The following is a 20273-nucleotide window of genomic DNA, read 5'->3' on the forward strand; positions in this document are numbered from 1 at the left end:
CATGCCGCGCTTTTTCGCTCCGCTGCTGTTGCTGTGCCTGACCTTCAACGCCCATGCCGACAGTTACATCACCCGCCTGCTGAACAAGCCGGTGCCGGGTGGCGTGGCTGTCGTGGATCTGGGCACCGCCGCCCAGGCGCCGAAGGCCAGCTATCAGGGCAAACCGGTATTGGTGGTCAAGGAACAGAACAATTGGTTGGCGATTGTCGGCGTGCCGCTGACGGTCAAACCGGGCACGCAGCAAATCAGCAGCGGTCATCGCAATCTGAGTTTCACCGTTGGCAGCAAGAAATACCCGGAACAGCGCATCACCCTGAAGAACAAACAACAGGTCAATCCGGACCCGGACAATCTCAAGCGCATCGAGGGCGAGTTGGCCGAGCAGATCCAGGCTTACCGCAGTTTCAGTCCGAATACCCCGAGCAACCTGTTGCTGGACAAACCGGTCAACGGGCCGTTGTCGAGCAAGTTTGGTGTGCGCCGGTTTTTTAATGGTGAAGAGCGCAATCCCCATGCAGGCCTGGATTTCGCGGTGCCGGCGGGCACGCCGATCAAGACCCCGGCGGCGGGCAAGGTGATCCTGGTCGGCAACTACTTCTTTAATGGCAACACGGTGTTTGTCGATCATGGGCAGGGCTTTATCAGCATGTTCTGTCACATGTCGAAGATTGATGTGAAGGTTGGGCAGCAGTTGGCGCGTGGCGGTGTGGTGGGCAAGGTCGGCGCGACTGGCCGGGCGACCGGGCCGCATATGCACTGGAATGTCAGCCTGAATGATGCGCGGGTGGATCCGGCGATCTTCATTGGTGCATTTCAGCCCTGAATCTTCGGTGAGGCTGACGGCCCCTTCGCTGGCAAGCCAGCTCCTACAGTGATCGGGTGAACTTGATTTCCATGTACACCATCGATCCCTGTAGGAGCTGGCTTGCCAGCGAAGGCGGCATCACAGGCGCAAACGTAACCACAGAAATAAACCGCCTATTCCGCCTCCAGATCCTCAATCCCATGAATTTCCCTGTGCGCCAGACACTCCTCGATCCAGGCCCGGGTTTCCTGCGAGAAACCCGCCAACTCCTCAGGTGTGATCAACTCATGTGTACACAACCCCAGCAAATGAGCCGGCGCTTCACTTCGGGAATGACTGAAAACACCAAACGCCCAATACAACTCCTGCTGACCGGCCTTCAGCCTCTCCTCACTGGCTTCGATACGCTCATAAGGCGCCAGGCTTTTATCCAGCACCATCCGCTCGACCTCTTCCATGATCCGGATACACATCCGCTCATGGGCCACCGGACGCAGCGCGCTATATAACTTCCAATCCGATTCGTTCATAGCCGACTCCTGCTTCCCACGTCGCCTGGTTCAGGCTTTAAGCATAGCTGCGCCGGCCGAGACAAAGGCTGCAACTTTCAATTGCGCATCGCTCAAACCTCGCGCAACCATAAAAACAATCAGCACCAATTACCGCAATAAAATCTCGATAATCACGCCGTTACGAGTATTCCTCTCAATTTTTTTCGACCGCTTGCCATCCTTTCCCCTCGAGGTTAGGGTTGAAGACATGAAAACCTCTCACACCCTCATTCAGCGTCGCCAGCACCGCAGCCTGTGCCTCGTCAGTGCACGACTGCCGGGCTGAATCGCAGTGCCTCGCCCCACGCTTTTCCCAAGAACATTTTGATCCACCGGCAGGCCGCCTCTTTTCGGCCCACACAACAAGGATTTCCCGATGAGCATGCTCAAAGACCCGTCTTCGAAATACCGCGCGTTCCCGACCATCGACATCCCGGACCGCACCTGGCCGTCGAAGACCATCACCGCCGCGCCGATCTGGTGCAGTTCCGACCTGCGTGACGGTAACCAGTCGCTGATCGAGCCCATGGACGCGACCAAGAAGCTGCGTTTCTGGAAAACCCTGGTGCAAGTGGGCGTGAAAGAAATCGAAGCCTCGTTCCCGGCCGCTTCGCAAACCGACTTCGACTTCGTGCGGACCCTGATCGAAGGCGGCCACATCCCGGACGACACCACCATCCAGGTGCTGACCCAGGGCCGTGAAGACTTGATCGAGCGCACCTTCGAATCCCTGCGCGGCGCGAAGAAAGCCATCGTTCACCTGTACAACGCGACCTCCCCTTCCTTCCGCCGCATCGTCTTCAACCAGGACAAGGACGGGATCAAGGAAATCGCCGTCAGCGCGGCCAAGCTGTTCGTCAAATATGCAGCCATGCAGCCAGACACCGAGTGGACCTTCGAGTACTCGCCGGAAACCTTCAGCGCGACCGAACTGGAGTTCGCCAAGGAAGTCTGCGACGCGGTGATCGAGGTCTGGAACCCGACGCCCGAGCACAAGATGATCCTCAACCTGCCGGCCACCGTCGAATGCGCCACCCCGAACATCTATGCCGACCAGATCGAATGGTTTGGCCGTCACATCAACCGTCGTGACAGCGTGATCATCAGCCTGCACACCCACAACGACCGTGGCACCGGCGTTGCCGCCACCGAGCTGGGCCTGATGGCCGGCGCCGATCGCGTCGAAGGCTGCCTGTTCGGCAACGGCGAGCGTACCGGCAACGTCGACCTGGTGACCGTGGCCTTGAATCTCTACACCCAGGGCGTGCACCCTGAGCTGGACTTCTCCGACATCGACGGCGTGCGCAAAGTCGTCGAAGAGTGCAACCAGATCCAGGTGCACCCGCGTCACCCATACGTCGGCGACCTGGTGCACACCGCGTTCTCCGGCTCGCACCAGGATGCGATCCGCAAGGGCTTCGCCCAGCAAAAAACGGACGCCCTGTGGGAAGTGCCGTACTTGCCGATCGACCCGGCCGACATCGGCCGCAGCTATGAGGCGGTGATCCGCGTCAACAGCCAGTCGGGCAAGGGCGGCATCGCTTACTTGCTGGAACAGGAATACGGCATCAGCTTGCCGCGCCGCATGCAGATCGAGTTCAGCCAGGTCGTGCAGCGTGAAACCGACCGTCTGGGCCTGGAAATGACCGCCAAGCAGATTCACTCGCTGTTGATCAGCGAATACCTGCAAGCCAACACCCCGTACGCGCTGGTCAGCCATCGCCTGCAGGAAGAAAACGGTCACAGCGCCGTCGAAGTGGAAGTGGCCAGCAAGGGCCAGGGCGAAACCAACCTGCACTGGCGCGGCAAGGGCAACGGCGCCCTGGAAGCGCTGGTGGCCGGCCTGCCGATCCCGGTGGAAATCATGGACTACAACGAACACGCCATCGGCGCGGGCACCAATGCCAAGGCTGCGGCCTACATTGAACTGCGAGTGAACGGTGAGCGTGCGGTGCATGGTGTGGGGATCGATGAAAACATCACCACGGCCAGCTTCAAGGCACTGTTCAGTGCGCTGAACCGCTCGTTGAGCCAGCCGGAAGCGAAAGCGGCGTAAACACCGTCACTGAAATGCAAAAGGCCCCTTGGTGAGAACCTTGGGGCCTTTTTGTTTGCCTGTGTATTTTGATCGTTCCCACGCTCTGCGTGGGAATGCCTCTACGGACGCTCCGCGTTCGGCTGCTTATGGGACGCGGAGCGTCCCGGGCTGCATTCCCACGCAGAGCGTAGGAACGATCGGTTAGGTGAACTCGAAGGTATCGGCATCCAGATTAGCCGGAAACCGCGTCCGGTAGGCTTGCAGCTCCGCCGCATTGAGCACCACCTGAAACACCCCATCCGCCTCCCCCGCACTCAGCAACGTCTCACCCTGGAAATCCAGTACCTGACTGTCACCGGTATACGCAAAGCCCTTGCCATCAGTCCCCACCCGATTCACCGCCGCCACGTAGCACAGGTTCTCGATCGCCCGCGCCGGCAGCAACCGGTTCCAGTGCTGACGCCGCGCCCCCGGCCAGTTGGCGGTATACAGCAACAGGTCGGTGTCCTGGGCATCGCGGCTCCACACCGGGAACCGCAGGTCGTAGCAAATCAGCGGCCGGATGCGCCAACCCTTGAGCTCGAACTGCACCTGGCGCTCGCCGGGGGTGAAGTGGTTGTGCTCGCCGGCCATGCGGAACAGATGGCGCTTGTCGTAGTGCAACACCTCCCCGTCCGGCCGCGCCCACAACAGGCGATTGCGATGGCTGCCGTCGGCGGCCTGGACGATGAGGGTGCCGGTAATCACCGCATCGAATTTCGCCGCCTGCACGCGCAGCCATTTGCTGGTCGGACCGTTCTCAGGTTCGGCGAGTGTTTCCGATTCCATGGAGAAGCCGGTGGTGAACATCTCCGGCAGGATGATCAGGTCGGCACCGCGCGCCTGCTCCAGCAGTTGCGCGAAATGCTCCAGGTTGGCCTGGCGGTCGTGCCAGGCCAGGGTGGTCTGGATCAGCGCGATGTTCAGATTGGGCAGTGCACTCAGATCACGCATAATTTTTCCGCTGCTTCACGCAGGGTCTCCTCGCGTTTGGCGAAGCACAGGCGCACCAGGCGCTGGCCGACCGGTGGCGTCTGGTAGAACACCGAGATCGGGATGCTCGCCACGCCATGCTCGCGGGTCATCCACAGCGCCATCTCGACGTCGTTCAGGTCCGGGCGGATCTGCGAGTAATCGACCAGCTGGAAGTAAGTGCCAGCCACTCGGGAGAAGCTGAAGCGCGATGGCGTCAGCAGGTCGCAGAACAGATCCCGCTTGGCCTGATAGAAACCAGGCAGTTCGTCCACATGTTCCGGGTGTTCGGCCATGTAATCGGCCAAGGCGAATTGCAACGGCGTCACGCCGCAGAAACTGACGTATTGGTGCACCTTGCGCAGCTCGGCGGTGAGGGCCGGTGGTGCGACCACATAGCCGGTTTTCCAGCCGGTGACGTGATAGGTCTTGCCGAAGGAGCTGACCACGAAGGCGCGCCGGTACAGCTCTTCGTGGGCCAGCACGCTGGCATGTGGCACGCCGTCGAACACCAGGTGTTCATAGACTTCGTCGCTGACCACATAGATGTCACGGTCGCGGATCAAGGTCGCCAGCTGATCCAGCTCGGCATGGCTGATCAGTGCACCGCTGGGGTTGTGCGGGGTATTGAGGATGATCATCCGCGTGCGCGGTGTAATGGCTTGCGCGAGTTTCTGGAAGTCGATGGAGAAGTCCGTCAGGCCCAGTTGCACATGCACGCAACGACCACCTGCCAGCACCACCGAAGGCTCATAGCTGTCGTAGGCAGGATCGAACACGATCACTTCGTCGCCGCTGTGGATAACCGCCTGAATGGCACAGAAAATCGCCTGGGTCGCGCCGGGCGTGACCGTCACTTCCTCGTCGGCATCGACGTCGACGCCATAGCTGCGGGCGATCTTTGCCGCAATCTGCTGACGCAACACCGGCAGGCCGGTCATCGGCGAATACTGGTTGTGGCCACTGGCGATATGCCGGCAGACCGCATCGCGCAGGGCCTGCGGGCCATCGAAATCGGGAAAACCCTGGGACAGGTTCAGCGCCCCGGTCTGCGCCGCGAGCTGAGACATTTGCGTGAAGATAGTGATGCCGACATTCGGCAGCTTGCTGGTAATCATCGGTGAGTCCCTGCTCTACACCCGGCTCTACGACGGCGCGGGAGAGCCCGAGGATAGCCCATCCGGCGCCCATAAAAAAAGGGCGCCAACCGGCGCCCCTCTATATATTGATCGTTCCCACGCTCTGCGTGGGAATGCCGCCTTGGACGCTCCGCGTCCACGCTGATGTGACGCAGAGCGTCACTGGATGCATTCCCACGCGGGAGCGTGGGAACGATCAACGGCAGTCGTGAATCAGCGCTTGTCGCGGCGCTTTTTGTCGGCCTTCTTGTGGTGAGACATCATGCGGCGCTTCTTGTTGACCTGACGGTCGGTGAGTGAGTTCTTGTTGCCTTCGTACGGGTTCTCGCCACCCTTGAACTCGATGCGGATCGGCGTACCGACCAGCTTCAAGACACGACGGTAAGTGTTTTCCAGATAACGGACGTACGACTTCGGTACTTTCTCGATCTGGTTACCGTGGATCACGATGATCGGCGGGTTCGCGCCACCCAAGTGGGCATAACGCAGCTTGATCCGGCGGTTGTTGACCATCGGTGGCGCGTGCTCGCCGACCGCATCTTCCAGGATCTGGGTCAGGCGGTTGGTCGGCCAGCGGGTGACCGCGGACTTGAACGAGTTCTGTACCGAGGCGTAGAGGTTGCCTACGCCAGTGCCGTGCAGGGCCGAGATGAAGTGGATGTCGGCGTAGTCGACGAAGAACAGTCGACGTTGCAGCTCGACCTTCACGAAGTCGCGCTCGCTCGGCGTCATGCCGTCCCACTTGTTGATCGCGATAACCAGCGCACGGCCCGACTCAATGGCGAAGCCCAGCAGGTTGAGGTCGTGATCGACAACGCCTTCGCGGGCGTCCATCACGAAGATCACCACGTTGGCGTCTTTGATCGCCTGCAGGGTTTTGACCACGGAGAATTTTTCGACTTCTTCGTGGATCTTGCCGCGCTTGCGCACACCGGCGGTGTCGATCAGCGTGTACTTCTCGTCGTTACGCTCGAACGGGATGTAGATGCTGTCGCGGGTGGTGCCGGGCTGGTCGTAGACGATGACCCGGTCTTCACCGAGCATCCGGTTGACCAGGGTCGACTTGCCTACGTTCGGACGGCCGATGATGGCGATCTTGATCCCGTCTTTTTCGCTCGGGCCAGGAATGCGCTTGGCTTCCTCGCCTTCGGCAACGATCTCTTCTTCGCCGTCTTCCGGCTCTTCTTCGTCTTTCGGGAAGTCGCTCAGGGCGATTTCCAGCATCTGGGTGATGCCACGGCCATGAGCACCGGCGATCGGGATCGCGTGGCCCATGCCCAACGGGGCGAATTCGGCGCGGGCCATTTCCGGGTCGATGTTGTCGACCTTGTTGGCAACCACGTAGGAACGCTTGTTACGCTTGCGCAAATGCTCGGCGATCATCTGGTCGGCGGCGGTGAAACCGGCCTTGGCATCTACCAGGAATAGAACGACATCCGCTTCTTCAATGGCCAGCAGCGACTGCTCGGCCATTTTTTCGTCCATACCGTGCTCGTCACCGGAGATACCGCCGGTGTCGACCAGAATGTAGGAACGCCCTTGCCACTTGGCCTCACCGTACTGGCGATCACGGGTCAGACCGGACAAGTCGCCGACGATGGCGTCGCGAGTCCTGGTCAGGCGGTTGAACAAGGTGGACTTGCCGACGTTCGGTCGGCCCACCAGGGCGATTACGGGAACCATGCGGCTCTCCACTTCGTTATTTCAGAAAATACAAAAGCCGCTGCTAGGCAGCGGCTGGTGCTCGGGACAATCACTGTGTGCTTTTCTGTAGGAGCGAGCTTGCTCGCGAAAAACGCCAGGACACCGCGTTTATTCAGACAGTCAACGTAATCGTTAGCGTCCATCGCGAGCAAGCTCGCTCCTACAGTTCTACAAACAGTGAAGCCGCTTGGGGGTTAAACCCCAAGCATAGTTGTTACTTGATGGTCAGGGCTTCCAGTTTGCCGCTGTTGCCATACACATAAATCGTGTCACCCACCACCAGCGGACGGGCGCGCAGGCCGTCGCTGTCGATGCGTTCGCGGCCGACGAAACGACCGTCCACCTGACTCAGCAGGTGCAGGTAACCTTCCAGGTCACCGACTGCAACGTAGCTGGAGAACACTTCCGGAGCCGACAGTTGACGGCGGGCCAGCGAATCGTTGCTCCACAAGGCTGTGGTGGAACGTTCGTCGACGCCTTCGACAGTGCCCGAAGACAGGCTCACATAGACGCTGCCAAAACCCTGGGCGACACCGGCATAGCTGGAAGCATCACGCTGCCAGAGCTGACGACCGCTATCCAGGTCCAGTGCCGCAACGCGACCCTGGTAGCTGGCGACATACAGCGTACTGCCGGACAACAGCAGGCCACCGTCGATATCGACCACACGCTCCAGTTCCGAACGCCCCTGTGGAATCGCTACACGCTGTTCCCACACCGGCACGCCGTTGGAAATATCGAGCGCGACCACTTTACCCGTCGACAGGCCGGCCACCGCGAGGCGGTTGGTGACGATCGGCGCACTGGTGCCGCGCAGGGTCAGGACCGCCGGCGTGCTGTCATACACCCAGCGCTGGGTGCCGGTAGCGGCGTCCAGGCCGATCAGACGGTCGTCCTGAGTCTGGACCACCACCACGTCACCGTTGTTGGCCGGCGGTGCGAGCACTTCACTGGACACGCGTGCGCGCCATTTCTCTTCGCCGCTGCTGGCGTCCAGGGCAACGATTTCACCCTTGAGCGTACCGATCGTGAGCAACCCGTAAGCCACGCCAACGGCGCCGGAAACAGGCAGATCCAGATCTTTTTCCCATTTGACGTCGCCATTGCTGCGATCCAGCGCCATCACCTCACCGGTGACGTCGGCAGCATAGATGGTATCGCCATCGATCGCCGGAACCAGCATGTTGTAGGTTTCGCCCTGACCGTCACCGATCGAACGACTCCACTGCTTTTGCAGAACCACTTCTTCCTTGAAGTCGGTCAACTCGGCCGGCGGCAATTCTTTCTTGCTGTTGCTGCTGCAACCCGCGGCCAGTACGGCCAGAGCCAGCAATGCTGCATGTTTCCAACGAATCACGTCACGCATCCCCTTTGGCCAGGTCGTCCAGCTTGATTTGTAGGCCGCCTACCGCCGCTTCATCCGACAGTGCCGCCTTGGCTTTCTGATACGCCGCGTTCGCTTCGTCGGTACGACCCAACTGCACCAGCAGGTCGCCCTTGAGTTCCTCGCGAGTGGCCAGGAAAGCGGTATTGGCATCGCCTTCGAGCAGTTTCAGGGCTTCATCGGCCTTGTCCTGCGCGGCCAGCACCTGCGCCAGGCGCTGGCGGGCGATTTCGCCCAGTGCCGGGTTGGCCGGTTTGGCGACGATGGCTTTCAGCTCGCTGGCAGCGTCATCCAGCTTGCCGCTGTCGACCGCGACTTTCGCCACGAACAGGCTGCCGTATTGCGCGTAGGCGCTGCCGCCGAACTCGCTGTTGAGCTTGCCGGCCAGGTCCGAAACACGGGCGGCATCGGGCTTGCCGCTTGGCGTCAGCGTGGTTTCCAGCAACTGCTGATAGAGAATCGAGGCGCCTTGCGACTGATTGCTCTGATATTTCTGCCAGGCCTGCCAGCCGAACACGATGACCAGCGCCAACAGGCCGCCAGTAACCAGGGGCTTGCCGTTGCGTGTCCACCAGTCCTTCAAATCCGCCAGCTGTTCGTCTTCGGTACTCGACACCCCAATACTCCTTAATCGCTAAATCGGCTGTTTGACAGCTTCAACCCTGCACGATGCAGGTGGCCAGGTGTGCAGCAAGCGCATCCCAGGCAATGCTTTGTTGTTCGCCCTGGCCACGCAGGGGTTTGAAACCTACCACTTGCTGGGCCATTTCGTCGTCGCCGAGGATCAGCGCATACAGCGCACCGCTCTTGTCGGCTTTCTTGAACTGGCTTTTGAAGCTGCCGGCGCCGGCATTGACTTGCAGGCGCAGGTTGGGCAATTGGTCACGCACCCGCTCGGCCAGGGCCAGACCGGCCAGTTCGGCGGCTTCGCCGAAAGCGCACAGATAAACGTCGACCTGGCGGGAGATCTCTTCCGGGATCTGCTCCAGGGTTTCCAGCATCAGCACCAGGCGCTCGATGCCCATGGCGAAACCGACGCCCGGGGTCGGCTTGCCGCCCATCTGCTCGACCAGGCCGTCGTAGCGACCGCCGGCACACACGGTGCCCTGGGCGCCCAGCTTGTCGGTGACCCATTCGAAAACGGTCTTGCTGTAGTAATCCAGCCCGCGAACCAGCTTCGGGTTGATCACGTAAGGAATGCCGACCGCATCGAGGCGAGCCTTGAGGCCCTCGAAGTGCAGGCGGGATTCGTCGTCGAGGTAGTCGGCCATTTTCGGCGCGTCGACCAGGATCGCCTGGGTATCGGCGTTCTTGGTGTCCAGCACCCGCAACGGGTTGGTCTTCAAGCGGCGCTGGCTGTCTTCGTCCAGCTTGTCCAGGTGCATGGACAGGAACGCGACCAGCGCTTCGCGATAGCGCCCGCGGGATTCGCTGGTGCCAAGACTGTTGAGTTCGAGCTTGACCGCATCACGGATGCCCAGCTCGCCCCACAGGCGCCAGGTCAGCACGATCAGCTCGGCGTCGATGTCCGGACCGTCGAGGTTGAACACCTCCAGGCCGATCTGGTGGAACTGGCGATAACGGCCTTTCTGCGGACGTTCGTGGCGGAACATCGGGCCGACGTACCAGAGTTTCTGCACCTGGCCGCCGCCGGTGATGCCATGTTCCAGCACAGCACGCACACAGGCCGCCGTGCCCTCGGGGCGCAGGGTCAGGGAATCGCCGTTGCGGTCGTCGAAGGTGTACATCTCTTTTTCGACGATGTCGGTCACTTCACCGATGGAGCGCTTGAACAGCTCGGTGAACTCGACGATCGGCATGCGGATCTGCTTGTAACCGTAGTTATCCAGCAGACGCGCGACGGTGCCCTCGAAATGACGCCACAGGGGAGTCTGTTCGGGCAGGATATCGTTCATGCCACGGATGGCTTGCAAAGACTTGCTCACTTTAAATCCTTAAATTCGTTCGGCGCTTCAGTCAGGCTCAGCCACGCGCAATGACGGCAGCGTCGGCTTCGACCTTTTCGGCCGCTTTCTGGCGAATCAAGCGTTCAAGCTCATCCACCAGATTGTCATTCGTCAGTTTCTGCGACGGCTTGCCGTCGATGTAAATCAGGTTGGGCGTGCCGCCGGTCAAGCCGATATGGGCTTCCTTGGCTTCACCCGGCCCGTTGACCACGCAACCGATCACCGCGACATCCAGCGGCACCAGCAGGTCTTCGAGGCGCCCTTCCAGCTCGTTCATGGTCTTGACCACATCGAAGTTCTGCCGCGAGCAGCTCGGGCAGGCGATGAAGTTGATGCCACGGGAACGCAGGTGCAGGGACTTGAGGATGTCGTAGCCGACTTTCACTTCCTCGACCGGGTCGGCCGCCAACGAGATGCGGATAGTATCGCCAATCCCTTCGGCAAGCAGCATACCGAGGCCCACGGCGGATTTCACCGTGCCGGAACGCAAACCACCGGCTTCGGTGATGCCCAGGTGCAGCGGCTGGACGATTTCCTTGGCCAGCAAGCGGTAGGCTTCGACGGCCATGAACACATCGGAGGCTTTCACGCTGACCTTGAAGTCCTGGAAGTTCAGGCGTTCAAGGTGCTCGACGTGGCGCAAGGCAGACTCGACCAGCGCCGCCGGGGTCGGCTCGCCGTATTTCTTTTGCAGGTCTTTTTCCAGGGAACCGGCGTTGACGCCGATACGGATCGGAATCCCGCGATCACGGGCCGCATCGACCACGGCGCGCACACGGTCTTCGCGACCGATGTTGCCCGGGTTGATCCGCAGGCAGTCAACGCCCAGTTCGGCTACGCGCAGCGCGATTTTGTAGTCGAAGTGGATGTCGGCCACCAGGGGCACCTTGACCAGCTGCTTGATCTTGCCGAACGCTTCGGCGGCGTCCATATCCGGTACGGAAATCCGCACGATATCGACGCCCGCGGCTTCCAGGCGGTTGATCTGGGCCACGGTGGCGGCCACATCATTGGTGTCGCTGTTGGTCATGCTCTGCACAGCGATAGGCGCATCGCCGCCCACAGGCACGTTACCGACCCAGATCTTGCGGGATTCGCGACGTTTGATTGGAGATTCGCCGTGCATGACTTATTGACCCAACTTCAGGCGAGCAGTCTCGCCACTGGTGAACGGAGCGACATCAACCACCTGCCCGTTGTAACTGACCTGCGCGCCACGGGCAAAGCCCAGGCGCACGGTGAACGGCGGCTTGCCACTGACGGAAACGTTTTCGCCTTTACGCTTGAGACCACTCAACAGCACCTTGCCGGTACCGTCGGTGACTTGGGTCCAGCAATCGGCGGTATAACGCAGTTGAACCTGGCCCTGGCCGGACACCGGAGCCGCCGCGGCGGGTGCCGGGACGGTCGGCGCCACCGGCGCGGTCACCACCGGTGCCGGTACCGCGGGCACAGCGGGCGCCGGCGTCGCCGGAGTGGCGACAATCGGCGCGGTGCCTTGCGTCGGTGCCGCAGGCGCTTGAGCAGCGGGGGCGGTAGCTTCAGCGGCGGTCGACGCGTCGGCCGAAGTCTCGGCCTGCGGCAAGACTAGCGCGGTGGATCCTTCGGCCTGGCCCTGCGCGACGGCCTGGTCTTCCGGCTCGTCCAGCGGGTGAATCTGGGTCGTGCCGTCGGCGCCTTCGACTTCGACGTGTTCCGGGCTCAGGCTGACCACATCCTTGGGACGCGACGACGTCTGATCCTGCCACCAGATGAAACCGCCACCGATCACCGCGATCAGCAACAGCAGGCTGACAATCCGCAAAATGGTGTGGGACACCCGAACCGGCTCTTCGATACGACCCAGGCTGTGGACGGCGCTGCCCTGGGAGTCGGTACCGGTGGACTGGTCGAACTGTTGCACCAGCACGGTCTGATCCATGCCCAGCAATTTGGCGTAGGCGCGGATGTAACCGCGAGCGAAGGTATGCCCCGGCAGCTTGTCGAACGCGCCGGCTTCCAGATTGCTCAGGGAATTGACGGTGAGGTTGAGCTTGAGGGCCACTTCGGCCAGCGACCAGCCATTGCTTTCGCGAGCCTGGCGCAATGTCTCACCGGGATTAACGCGATTCGCTGCTACAACTTCGGGATGCGCCGCTTTCATCATTGCTCCGACAGGTATTGCTGATATTCCGGCGTACCGGGATAGAGTCGTTTTAATTGCAGGCCAAAACTGGCAGCCTTGTCGCGATCTTCAAACACTTTTGCCAGCCGGACGCCGAGCAACAGGCTACGTGCATTTTGCTCGGTGAGCTGGCTGAAACGGTCGTAATAGTCACGCGCGGGCACATAATGCCTGTCTTCGTAAGACAACTCAGCCATTTCCAGCAAGGCACGTGGTTGTTGGCGATTCAAGCGCAGGGCTTTTTCCAGTTGTTGCTGGGCCAGGTCACGCTGGCCTAGCCTGGAAGCGGTCATGCCCAGGTTTTCGAATACTCGCGAACGCTCAGGATACAGGGTATCGGCGGCGGCCTGCTCGAAGCGCTCGTAAGCCTCTTTGTAACGTTTCTGTTCGAAAAGAAAACTGCCGTAGTTATTGAGGATTCGCGCATCGTCGGGACGGCCGGACAGCGCCTTGCGAAAATGCTGGTCGGCCAGTTCCGGCTCCATCTCGGCCTGGAACACCAGCCCCAGCGCCGCATTGGCGTCGGGGTCCGAGCTGTCCAGTTCCAAGGCCTTTTTCAGCGGCACCTTGGCCCGTTCGGTCATGCCCTGTTGCAGGTAGCCAAGCCCCAATTGCACATAGGCGACCCGCGCTTCATCACGGCCCTTGCTGGTCTTCATCGGGTTGAAATCGCCCGACAGGACACAACCAGTACACAGACTGGCCACCAGCAACAGCAGCGCCAAGCGCAGGGACATAGAGATCCTCTCTTAATTAGTGTTCGCAGCGTTCTGTGCAATATCGTTTTCGGCGCTCAACTCGCGCACGGCGATATAACGTTCGCTACGACGGGTGCGATCCAGCACCTGCCCTACCAATTGGCCACACGCGGCATCGATGTCTTCGCCGCGGGTGGTGCGCACGGTGACATTGAAGCCGGCATGGTGAAGCTGATCCTGGAAACGACGAATCGCGTTATTGCTCGGACGCTCGTAACCGGAATGCGGGAACGGGTTGAACGGGATCAGGTTGATCTTGCACGGGATGTTCTTGAGCAGCTCGATCATTTCGACCGCGTGCTCGACCTTGTCGTTGATGTCCTTGAGCAAGGTGTACTCGATGGTCAGCACGCGCTTTTCGCCCAGGGACGACATGTAGCGCTGGCACGACTCGAGCAGCATCTTCAGCGGATACTTCTTGTTGATCGGCACCAACTGGTTACGCAACGCGTCGTTCGGCGCATGCAGGGACAACGCCAGGGACACGTCGATGTGCTTGGACAGCTCATCGATCATCGGCACCACGCCCGACGTGGACAGGGTCACGCGGCGCTTGGAGATGCCATAGCCCAGGTCATCCATCATCAGGTGCATGGCGGCCACGACGTTGTCGAAGTTCAGCAGCGGCTCACCCATGCCCATCATCACCACGTTGGTGATGGCACGGTCGGCGGTCGCCGGGATGCTGCCGAACGATTTATTGGCAATCCACACCTGGCCGATGACTTCGGCGGCGGTGAGGTTGCTGTTGAAACCTTGCTTGCCGGTGGAGCAGAAACTGCAATCCAGGGCACAGCCTGCCTGGGACGAAACGCACAATGTGCCGCGCTTGCCCTGGGGAATGTACACGGTCTCGACGCAGCTGCCGGACGCCACGCGCACCACCCACTTACGGGTGCCGTCGGTGGAGATGTCCTCGCTGACGACTTCAGGACCGCGAACTTCGGCAATGACCTTGAGCTTGTCGCGCAAGGCCTTGCTGACGTTCGTCATGGCGTCGAAATCATCGACGCCAAGGTGGTGAATCCATTTCATTACCTGACCGGCACGGAAACGCTTCTCCCCGATCGAGTCGAAGAATTTTTCCATTTCCTGTTGAGTCAGACCCAGCAGGTTGGTTTTTACAGTCGATGTAGTCATGGATTCACCTTCACTCTTAAGCCAATGCTTAGCGAGTGGTTACTTCAGTAGCTGCGAAGAAGTACGAGATTTCGCGGGCAGCAGCGGCTTCGGAGTCCGAACCGTGTACGGCGTTGGCGTCGATCGAATCAGCGAAGTCAGCGCGGATGGTACCGGCAGCGGCTTCTTTAGGGTTGGTAGCGCCCATCAGCTCACGGTTCAGAGCGATAGCGTTTTCGCCTTCCAGAACCTGAACGACAACCGGACCGGAGATCATGAAAGCAACCAGGTCGTTGAAGAAACCACGAGCGCTGTGCTCAGCGTAGAAGCCTTCAGCTTCGGCTTTGGACAGTTGCTTCAGTTTCGAAGCTACAACGCGCAGGCCAGCTTTTTCGAAACGAGTGGTGATCTCGCCGATAACGTTTTTTGCAACAGCGTCAGGCTTGATGATGGAGAAAGTACGTTGAACAGCCATGGTGTAACTCCAGAAACGGTAATTTGTGAAAAATTAAACCCGCGAATTATACGCGGGTTCTTGGGTATTGCCTAACTGCGTACGGTGCCGAATCAATCGGCTTCTTCGATCCAGGCGGCCTGAATGGCTTCAAGCACCTTCTCGCCACCGCGTGTCGGATCATCGCTGAACTCCGGCAATGCCAGCACCCACTTGTGCAAATCGACGAAGTTCACGTAACGCGGGTCCACTTCTGGCTTGGATTCGGCCAGCTGGATCGCGATTTCCAGCACATCAACCCATTTCAGACTCATGTCGGTTCCCTTGAATCAGTGCGGCGCTTCGGCCGCATGGTTGAGCGAGTATTTCGGAATTTCGACCGTCAGGTCTTCAGTCCCGACGATCGCCTGACAGCCTAGACGCGATTGCGCTTCCAGGCCCCAGGCCCGATCAAGAAAGTCTTCTTCCAGCTCATCGGCTTCTTCCAGCGAGTCAAAACCCTCGCGGATGATGCAGTGGCAGGTCGTGCAGGCGCAGACGCCGCCACAGGCGCTTTCCATCTCGATGTGGTGCTCATGAGCCAGTTCGAGAATGGACGTACCGGTCGCGGCCTCCACAACCATGCCCTCAGGGCAAAACTTCTCGTGTGGCAGAAAAATGACCTGCGGCATCAGATATCCTCGATTTCATTCAGGTTGCGCCCCGACAGAGCGGCTTTCACCGTCAAATCCATGCGGCGGGCAGCAAAAGCATCGGTCACTTGCGACAGACGCTTGGTCTGCTGCTCGATGGCGTACCCATCGGTGCCTTTCATCAATTCGGTCAGTTCCTGCATCTGCAACTCGATGACCATGCGCTCTTCGGCGTCGAGCAGACGCTCGCCGTCGACATCGAGGGCGGCCTGCACCGCTTCGACCAGGCGCTGGGCATCGACCTGCTGTTCACGCAGGACACGGGCGACCTTGTCGTCATTGGCGTGCTGGAACGAATCCTTGAGCATCTTGGCTATTTCACCGTCGGTCAGGCCGTAGGACGGCTTGACCTGGATGCTCGCCTCGACACCCGAACCCAGCTCACGGGCAGCCACGCTGAGCAGACCGTCGGCATCGACCTGGAAGGTCACGCGAATCTTCGCCGCACCGGCCACCATCGCCGGAATGCCGCGCAATTCGAAGCGCGCCAGGGAGCGGCAGTCGCTGATCAGCTCGCGCTCGCCCTGCAGCACATGGATCGCCATGGCCGACTGGCCATCTTTGTAAGTCGTGAAATCCTGCGCCCGGGCGACGGGAATGGTGGTGTTGCGCGGAATCACCTTCTCCATCAGGCCGCCCATGGTTTCCAATCCCAGGGACAACGGGATCACGTCCAGCAGCAGCAATTCGTCACCGTCGCGCTTGTTGCCGGCGAGGGTATCGGCCTGGATCGCAGCACCAATGGCCACCACTTGATCCGGATCGATTTCGGTCAGCGGCTGGCGACCGAAAGCTTCCGCGACGGCTTCGCGAACGCGAGGTACGCGTGTCGAGCCACCGACCATGACCACCGCATGCACTTCGTCCAGTTCGATACCGGAATCGCGCACGGCGCGGCGGCAGGCCTTGAGGCTGCGCGCAACCATCGGCTCGATCAGCGCATTGAAGGCCTCACGGGTCAATTCGGCTTGCCAGTTGCCATACGTCACTTCAACGGAGGAGGCGTTAGTCAGGGCTTCCTTGGCCGCACAGGCGGTCTGCAACAGATTGCGCTGCACACCCGGGTCCAGGTCGTCCGACAGGCCAGCGCCCTCGATGATCCAGCGAGCGATCGCGTGGTCGAAATCATCGCCGCCCAGGGCGCTGTCGCCACCGGTAGCCAGGACTTCGAACACACCGCCGGTCAGGCGCAGGATCGAAATATCGAAGGTGCCGCCGCCCAGGTCATAAATCGCCACCAGGCCTTCGGCATGCTGGTCCAGACCATAAGCCACAGCAGCAGCGGTCGGCTCATTGAGCAGGCGCAGCACGTTCAGGCCGGCCAGCTTGGCCGCGTCCTTGGTGGCTTGACGCTGGGCATCGTCGAAATAGGCCGGAACGGTGATCACCGCGCCGACCAGTTCGCCGCCCAATGCCTCCTCGGCGCGCTGACGCAGCACCTTGAGGATATCGGCGGACACTTCGACCGGGCTTTTCGGGCCTTGCACGGTGTCGATGAACGGCATGTGCGACTCGCCGCCGACAAAGCGGTACGGCAGTTGATCACCCAGCTGCTTGACGTCGGACAGACCGCGACCCATCAAGCGCTTGACCGACAGCACAGTGTTCAACGGATCAGAGGAGGCAGCCAGCTTGGCGGATTCGCCCACTTCAACGCGATCAGCGTGATAGCGCACGGCAGACGGCAGGATGACCTGCCCGTCAGCGTCGGCCAGAGGCTCGGAAAGACCACTGCGCAAGGCAGCGACCAGCGAATTGGTAGTGCCCAAGTCGATCCCCACAGCCAGACGACGCTGGTGCGGTTGAGGACTTTGGCCGGGTTCGGCGATCTGCAGTAGGGCCATCGTTATCAGGACTTATCTGTATATCAGGCGTGCGACCGGAGCGGCACTGGGTTAATCGTCGAGGCGCTCTTCTAATTGGCGCACTTCGTAGGTGAGCTTGTCGAGGAACTGCATGCGCCGCATCAGGCGTTCGGCCTGCTCACGTTGCGCTGCATCGTTCCAACAGGCTGCGAAGCTTTGGTTCAGTTCATCCTGAGCGGTTTTCAGGCGGCGCTTGAACGCTGCAATACCGGCCATGTCGGCACTGTCTTGCAGGTCTTCGAGCTCTTCACGCAGCTCCATCTGCTGCAGAAGAAAGGCCGGATCATGCACCGTGACCTCCAGCGGCAGCTCGCGACCACCCATGGCGAGCAGGTATCGCGCGCGCTTGGGGGGACTCTTGAGCGTCTGGTAGGCCTCGTTGAGGCTCGCCGATTGCTCTAGCGCCAGCCGCTGCTCACGCTCGGAAGCGTCGGCAAAGCGGTCTGGATGAACACCGCGCGCCAACTCACGGTAGCGCGTGGCCAGCTGATCGAGGTCCAGATTGAAACTCGGTTGCAGCTCAAATAAAGCGAAATGACAAGGAGTACCCACAAGAAGCCTCAGATATTGAAGCTTTCGCCGCAGCCACATTCACCGCGCACGTTGGGGTTGTTGAACTTGAAGCCTTCGTTCAACCCTTCCTTGACGAAGTCGAGCTCGGTGCCGTCCAGGTAGGCCAGGCTTTTCGGGTCGATGATCACTTTCTCGCCGTGACTTTCGAACACCTGGTCCTCTGCAACCACCTCGTCGACGAACTCCAGCACGTAGGCAAGGCCGGAACAGCCTGTGGTGCGAACACCCAGACGAATCCCTTCACCTTTGCCGCGCCCGTTGAGGGAGCGTCGCACGTGTTGAGCTGCCGCTTCTGTCATGCTGATAGCCATCGGTGACTCCTTACTCGTCGCCAATACTTGAAAGTCAGATCAAGCCTTTCTTCTGCTTGTAGTCGCGAACGGCCGCCTTGATGGCGTCTTCGGCAAGTACGGAGCAGTGGATTTTCACTGGCGGCAAGGCCAGTTCTTCGGCCAGCTGAGTGTTCTTGATGGTCTCTGCTTCATCCAGAGTCTTGCCTTTCATCCACTCGGTCGCCAGGGAGCTGGAGGCGATGGCCGAACCGCAACCGTAGGTCTTGAACTTGGCATCTTCGATGATGCCGGCTTCGTTGACCTTGATTTGCAGACGCATCACGTCGCCGCACGCCGGAGCGCCGACCATGCCGGTGCCGACATCAGGGTCTTGCGCGTCCATCTTGCCGACGTTGCGCGGGTTTTCGTAGTGGTCGATGACCTTTTCGCTGTAAGCCATGATTCTTAATCCTCACTCATCAGAGAGTCGCTCTTGAAGCCCTGTGCCCGAAGGTTGCAGGGCTGTTGTGCGGCGACTTGAAATCAGTGTGCCGCCCACTCGATTTTCGAAATGTCGACACCGTCTTTGTACATGTCCCACAGCGGCGACAAGGTGCGCAGCTTGGTAACGGCCTCGCAGACTTTCTGCGCGGCGTAGTCGATTTCTTCTTCGGTGGTGAAACGGCCGAAGGTGAAGCGAATCGAGCTGTGTGCCAGTTCGTCGTTGCGGCCCAGGGCGCGCAGTACGTACGAAGGCTCAAGGGACGCCGAGGTGCAGGCCGAACCGGACGAAACCGCCAGGTCCTTGAGCGCCATGATCAGCGACTCGCCTTCGACGTAGTTGAAGCTCAGGTTCAGGTTGTGCGGGACGCGGGCGGTCAGGCTGCCGTTGACGTACAGCTCTTCCAGGTCTTCGACCTGCTTGAAGAAACGGTCGCTCAGGGCTTTGATGCGCACGTTTTCGGCAGCCATGTCTTCCTTGGCTACACGGAAGGCTTCGCCCATGCCGACAATCTGGTGGGTCGCCAGGGTGCCGGAACGCATGCCACGTTCGTGACCGCCGCCGTGCATGGTCGCTTCGATGCGAACACGCGGCTTGCGGCTGACGTACAGCGCGCCGATGCCTTTAGGACCGTAGGTCTTGTGGGCAGAGAACGACATCATGTCGACTTTCAGTTTTTGCAGGTCGATCTCGACCTTGCCAGTGGACTGAGCGGCGTCGACGTGGAACAGAATGCCCTTGGAACGGAGCAACTCGCCGATGGCGGCGATGTCGTTGATGGTGCCGATTTCGTTGTTCACGTGCATGATCGAAACCAGGATGGTGTCGTCGCGCAGGGCGGCTTCGACCATCTCAGGCGTCACCAGGCCATCGGTGCGCGGCTCGAGGTAGGTCACTTCGAAACCTTCACGCTCCAGTTGGCGCATGGTGTCCAGGACAGCCTTGTGCTCGATCTTGGTGGTGATCAGGTGCTTGCCTTTGGTGGCATAGAAATGTGCCGCACCCTTGATTGCCAGGTTGTCGGATTCGGTGGCACCGGAGGTCCAGACGATTTCACGCGGGTCGGCATTGACCAGGTCGGCGACCTGGCGACGGGCGTTTTCGACGGACTCTTCAGCTTTCCAGCCGAACACGTGGGAACGGGACGCCGGGTTACCGAAGTTTCCGTCGACCAGCAGGCATTCACTCATCTTTTGCGCGACACGCGGATCAACCGGGGTGGTCGCAGAGTAATCAAGGTAAATCGGCAATTTCATGGACTCTCTCCTAAATCAG

The 20273-nt window shown here is 60.3% G+C and carries 21 protein-coding genes; 2 read left to right on the forward strand and 19 right to left on the reverse strand.

Going from position 1 to position 20273, the window contains the following annotated elements:
* Position 1: 1 nt before the first annotated feature.
* Positions 2–823, forward strand: coding sequence for a peptidoglycan DD-metalloendopeptidase family protein (locus F8N96_RS17115; protein WP_150798792.1), 822 nt, complete (start codon positions 2–4; stop codon positions 821–823).
* A gap of 155 nt (positions 824–978) precedes the next feature.
* On the opposite strand, the gene F8N96_RS17120 is transcribed toward F8N96_RS17115, so the two are convergent.
* Positions 979–1335: a hypothetical protein gene (locus F8N96_RS17120; RefSeq protein WP_150798793.1), complete on the reverse strand. Its 357-nt coding sequence runs from the start codon at positions 1333–1335 to the stop codon at positions 979–981.
* A gap of 397 nt (positions 1336–1732) precedes the next feature.
* Between F8N96_RS17120 and leuA the strand changes: the two genes are divergently transcribed.
* Positions 1733–3412, forward strand: coding sequence for a 2-isopropylmalate synthase (gene leuA / locus F8N96_RS17130; RefSeq protein ID WP_150798794.1), 1680 nt, complete (start codon positions 1733–1735; stop codon positions 3410–3412).
* A 183-nt stretch (positions 3413–3595) separates the two neighbouring features.
* Here the strand turns inward: leuA and F8N96_RS17135 are convergent, their stop codons facing one another.
* The 18 genes from F8N96_RS17135 to F8N96_RS17225 all read right to left on the reverse strand — a co-directional run bounded on the left by F8N96_RS17135 (position 3596) and on the right by F8N96_RS17225 (position 20254).
* Positions 3596–4387, reverse strand: a complete 792-nt coding sequence (locus F8N96_RS17135; protein WP_150798795.1) for an amidohydrolase — start codon at positions 4385–4387, stop codon at positions 3596–3598.
* Positions 4375–5523 carry a pyridoxal phosphate-dependent aminotransferase gene (locus tag F8N96_RS17140; protein WP_150798796.1) on the reverse strand — a complete coding sequence of 383 codons (1149 nt, stop codon included), beginning with the start codon at positions 5521–5523 and terminating at the stop codon, positions 4375–4377. The genes F8N96_RS17135 and F8N96_RS17140 overlap by 13 nt, the downstream gene beginning before the upstream one ends.
* A gap of 234 nt (positions 5524–5757) precedes the next feature.
* Positions 5758–7227, reverse strand: a complete 1470-nt coding sequence (der, locus tag F8N96_RS17145) for a ribosome biogenesis GTPase Der (RefSeq protein ID WP_150798797.1) — start codon at positions 7225–7227, stop codon at positions 5758–5760.
* A gap of 235 nt (positions 7228–7462) precedes the next feature.
* Positions 7463–8614, reverse strand: a complete 1152-nt coding sequence (gene bamB / locus F8N96_RS17155) for an outer membrane protein assembly factor BamB (protein WP_150798799.1) — start codon at positions 8612–8614, stop codon at positions 7463–7465.
* A complete protein-coding gene (locus F8N96_RS17160; protein ID WP_150798800.1) occupies positions 8607–9248 on the reverse strand; it encodes a tetratricopeptide repeat protein in 642 nt (213 codons plus the stop codon). The genes bamB and F8N96_RS17160 overlap by 8 nt, the downstream gene beginning before the upstream one ends.
* Before the next feature lie 40 nt (positions 9249–9288).
* The gene (gene hisS, locus F8N96_RS17165; RefSeq protein WP_150798801.1) at positions 9289–10578 is read right to left on the reverse strand and encodes a histidine--tRNA ligase; all 1290 of its coding nucleotides are present in this window, start codon (positions 10576–10578) and stop codon (positions 9289–9291) included.
* A gap of 37 nt (positions 10579–10615) precedes the next feature.
* Complete coding sequence (gene ispG, locus F8N96_RS17170) at positions 10616–11725, reverse strand: flavodoxin-dependent (E)-4-hydroxy-3-methylbut-2-enyl-diphosphate synthase (protein WP_045057725.1); 1110 nt, start codon at positions 11723–11725, stop codon at positions 10616–10618.
* Between the two features lie 3 nt (positions 11726–11728).
* Complete coding sequence (locus tag F8N96_RS17175) at positions 11729–12742, reverse strand: helix-turn-helix domain-containing protein (RefSeq protein WP_150798802.1); 1014 nt, start codon at positions 12740–12742, stop codon at positions 11729–11731.
* On the reverse strand, positions 12742–13500 hold the full coding sequence (gene pilW / locus F8N96_RS17180; RefSeq protein ID WP_150784568.1) for a type IV pilus biogenesis/stability protein PilW: 759 nt from the start codon (positions 13498–13500) through the stop codon (positions 12742–12744). Before pilW ends, F8N96_RS17175 begins: the two co-directional genes overlap by 1 nt.
* A 12-nt stretch (positions 13501–13512) precedes the next feature.
* Entirely contained in the window at positions 13513–14661 is a 1149-nt protein-coding gene (rlmN, locus tag F8N96_RS17185; protein ID WP_150798803.1) for a 23S rRNA (adenine(2503)-C(2))-methyltransferase RlmN, read from the reverse strand.
* Positions 14662–14689: 28 nt separating this feature from the next.
* Positions 14690–15115: a nucleoside-diphosphate kinase gene (gene ndk / locus F8N96_RS17190; RefSeq protein ID WP_007903599.1), complete on the reverse strand. Its 426-nt coding sequence runs from the start codon at positions 15113–15115 to the stop codon at positions 14690–14692.
* A 92-nt stretch (positions 15116–15207) separates the two neighbouring features.
* Positions 15208–15408: a Fe-S cluster assembly protein IscX gene (gene iscX, locus F8N96_RS17195; RefSeq protein WP_017340315.1), complete on the reverse strand. Its 201-nt coding sequence runs from the start codon at positions 15406–15408 to the stop codon at positions 15208–15210.
* Between the two features lie 15 nt (positions 15409–15423).
* Positions 15424–15765: an ISC system 2Fe-2S type ferredoxin gene (gene fdx, locus F8N96_RS17200; RefSeq protein ID WP_150748556.1), complete on the reverse strand. Its 342-nt coding sequence runs from the start codon at positions 15763–15765 to the stop codon at positions 15424–15426.
* Entirely contained in the window at positions 15765–17630 is a 1866-nt protein-coding gene (hscA, locus tag F8N96_RS17205) for a Fe-S protein assembly chaperone HscA (protein ID WP_150798804.1), read from the reverse strand. The genes fdx and hscA overlap by 1 nt, the downstream gene beginning before the upstream one ends.
* Before the next feature lie 51 nt (positions 17631–17681).
* On the reverse strand, positions 17682–18203 hold the full coding sequence (gene hscB, locus F8N96_RS17210; protein WP_150798970.1) for a co-chaperone HscB: 522 nt from the start codon (positions 18201–18203) through the stop codon (positions 17682–17684).
* An 8-nt stretch (positions 18204–18211) separates the two neighbouring features.
* Positions 18212–18535, reverse strand: a complete 324-nt coding sequence (iscA, locus tag F8N96_RS17215; protein WP_007903589.1) for an iron-sulfur cluster assembly protein IscA — start codon at positions 18533–18535, stop codon at positions 18212–18214.
* A gap of 34 nt (positions 18536–18569) precedes the next feature.
* Positions 18570–18956, reverse strand: a complete 387-nt coding sequence (iscU, locus tag F8N96_RS17220) for a Fe-S cluster assembly scaffold IscU (protein WP_150798805.1) — start codon at positions 18954–18956, stop codon at positions 18570–18572.
* An 83-nt stretch (positions 18957–19039) separates the two neighbouring features.
* Positions 19040–20254, reverse strand: a complete 1215-nt coding sequence (locus F8N96_RS17225) for an IscS subfamily cysteine desulfurase (RefSeq protein WP_150798806.1) — start codon at positions 20252–20254, stop codon at positions 19040–19042.
* Positions 20255–20273 lie beyond the last annotated feature (19 nt).

Source organism: Pseudomonas fluorescens (assembly GCF_902497855.1).
GTDB lineage: Bacteria > Pseudomonadota > Gammaproteobacteria > Pseudomonadales > Pseudomonadaceae > Aquipseudomonas > Aquipseudomonas fluorescens_BI.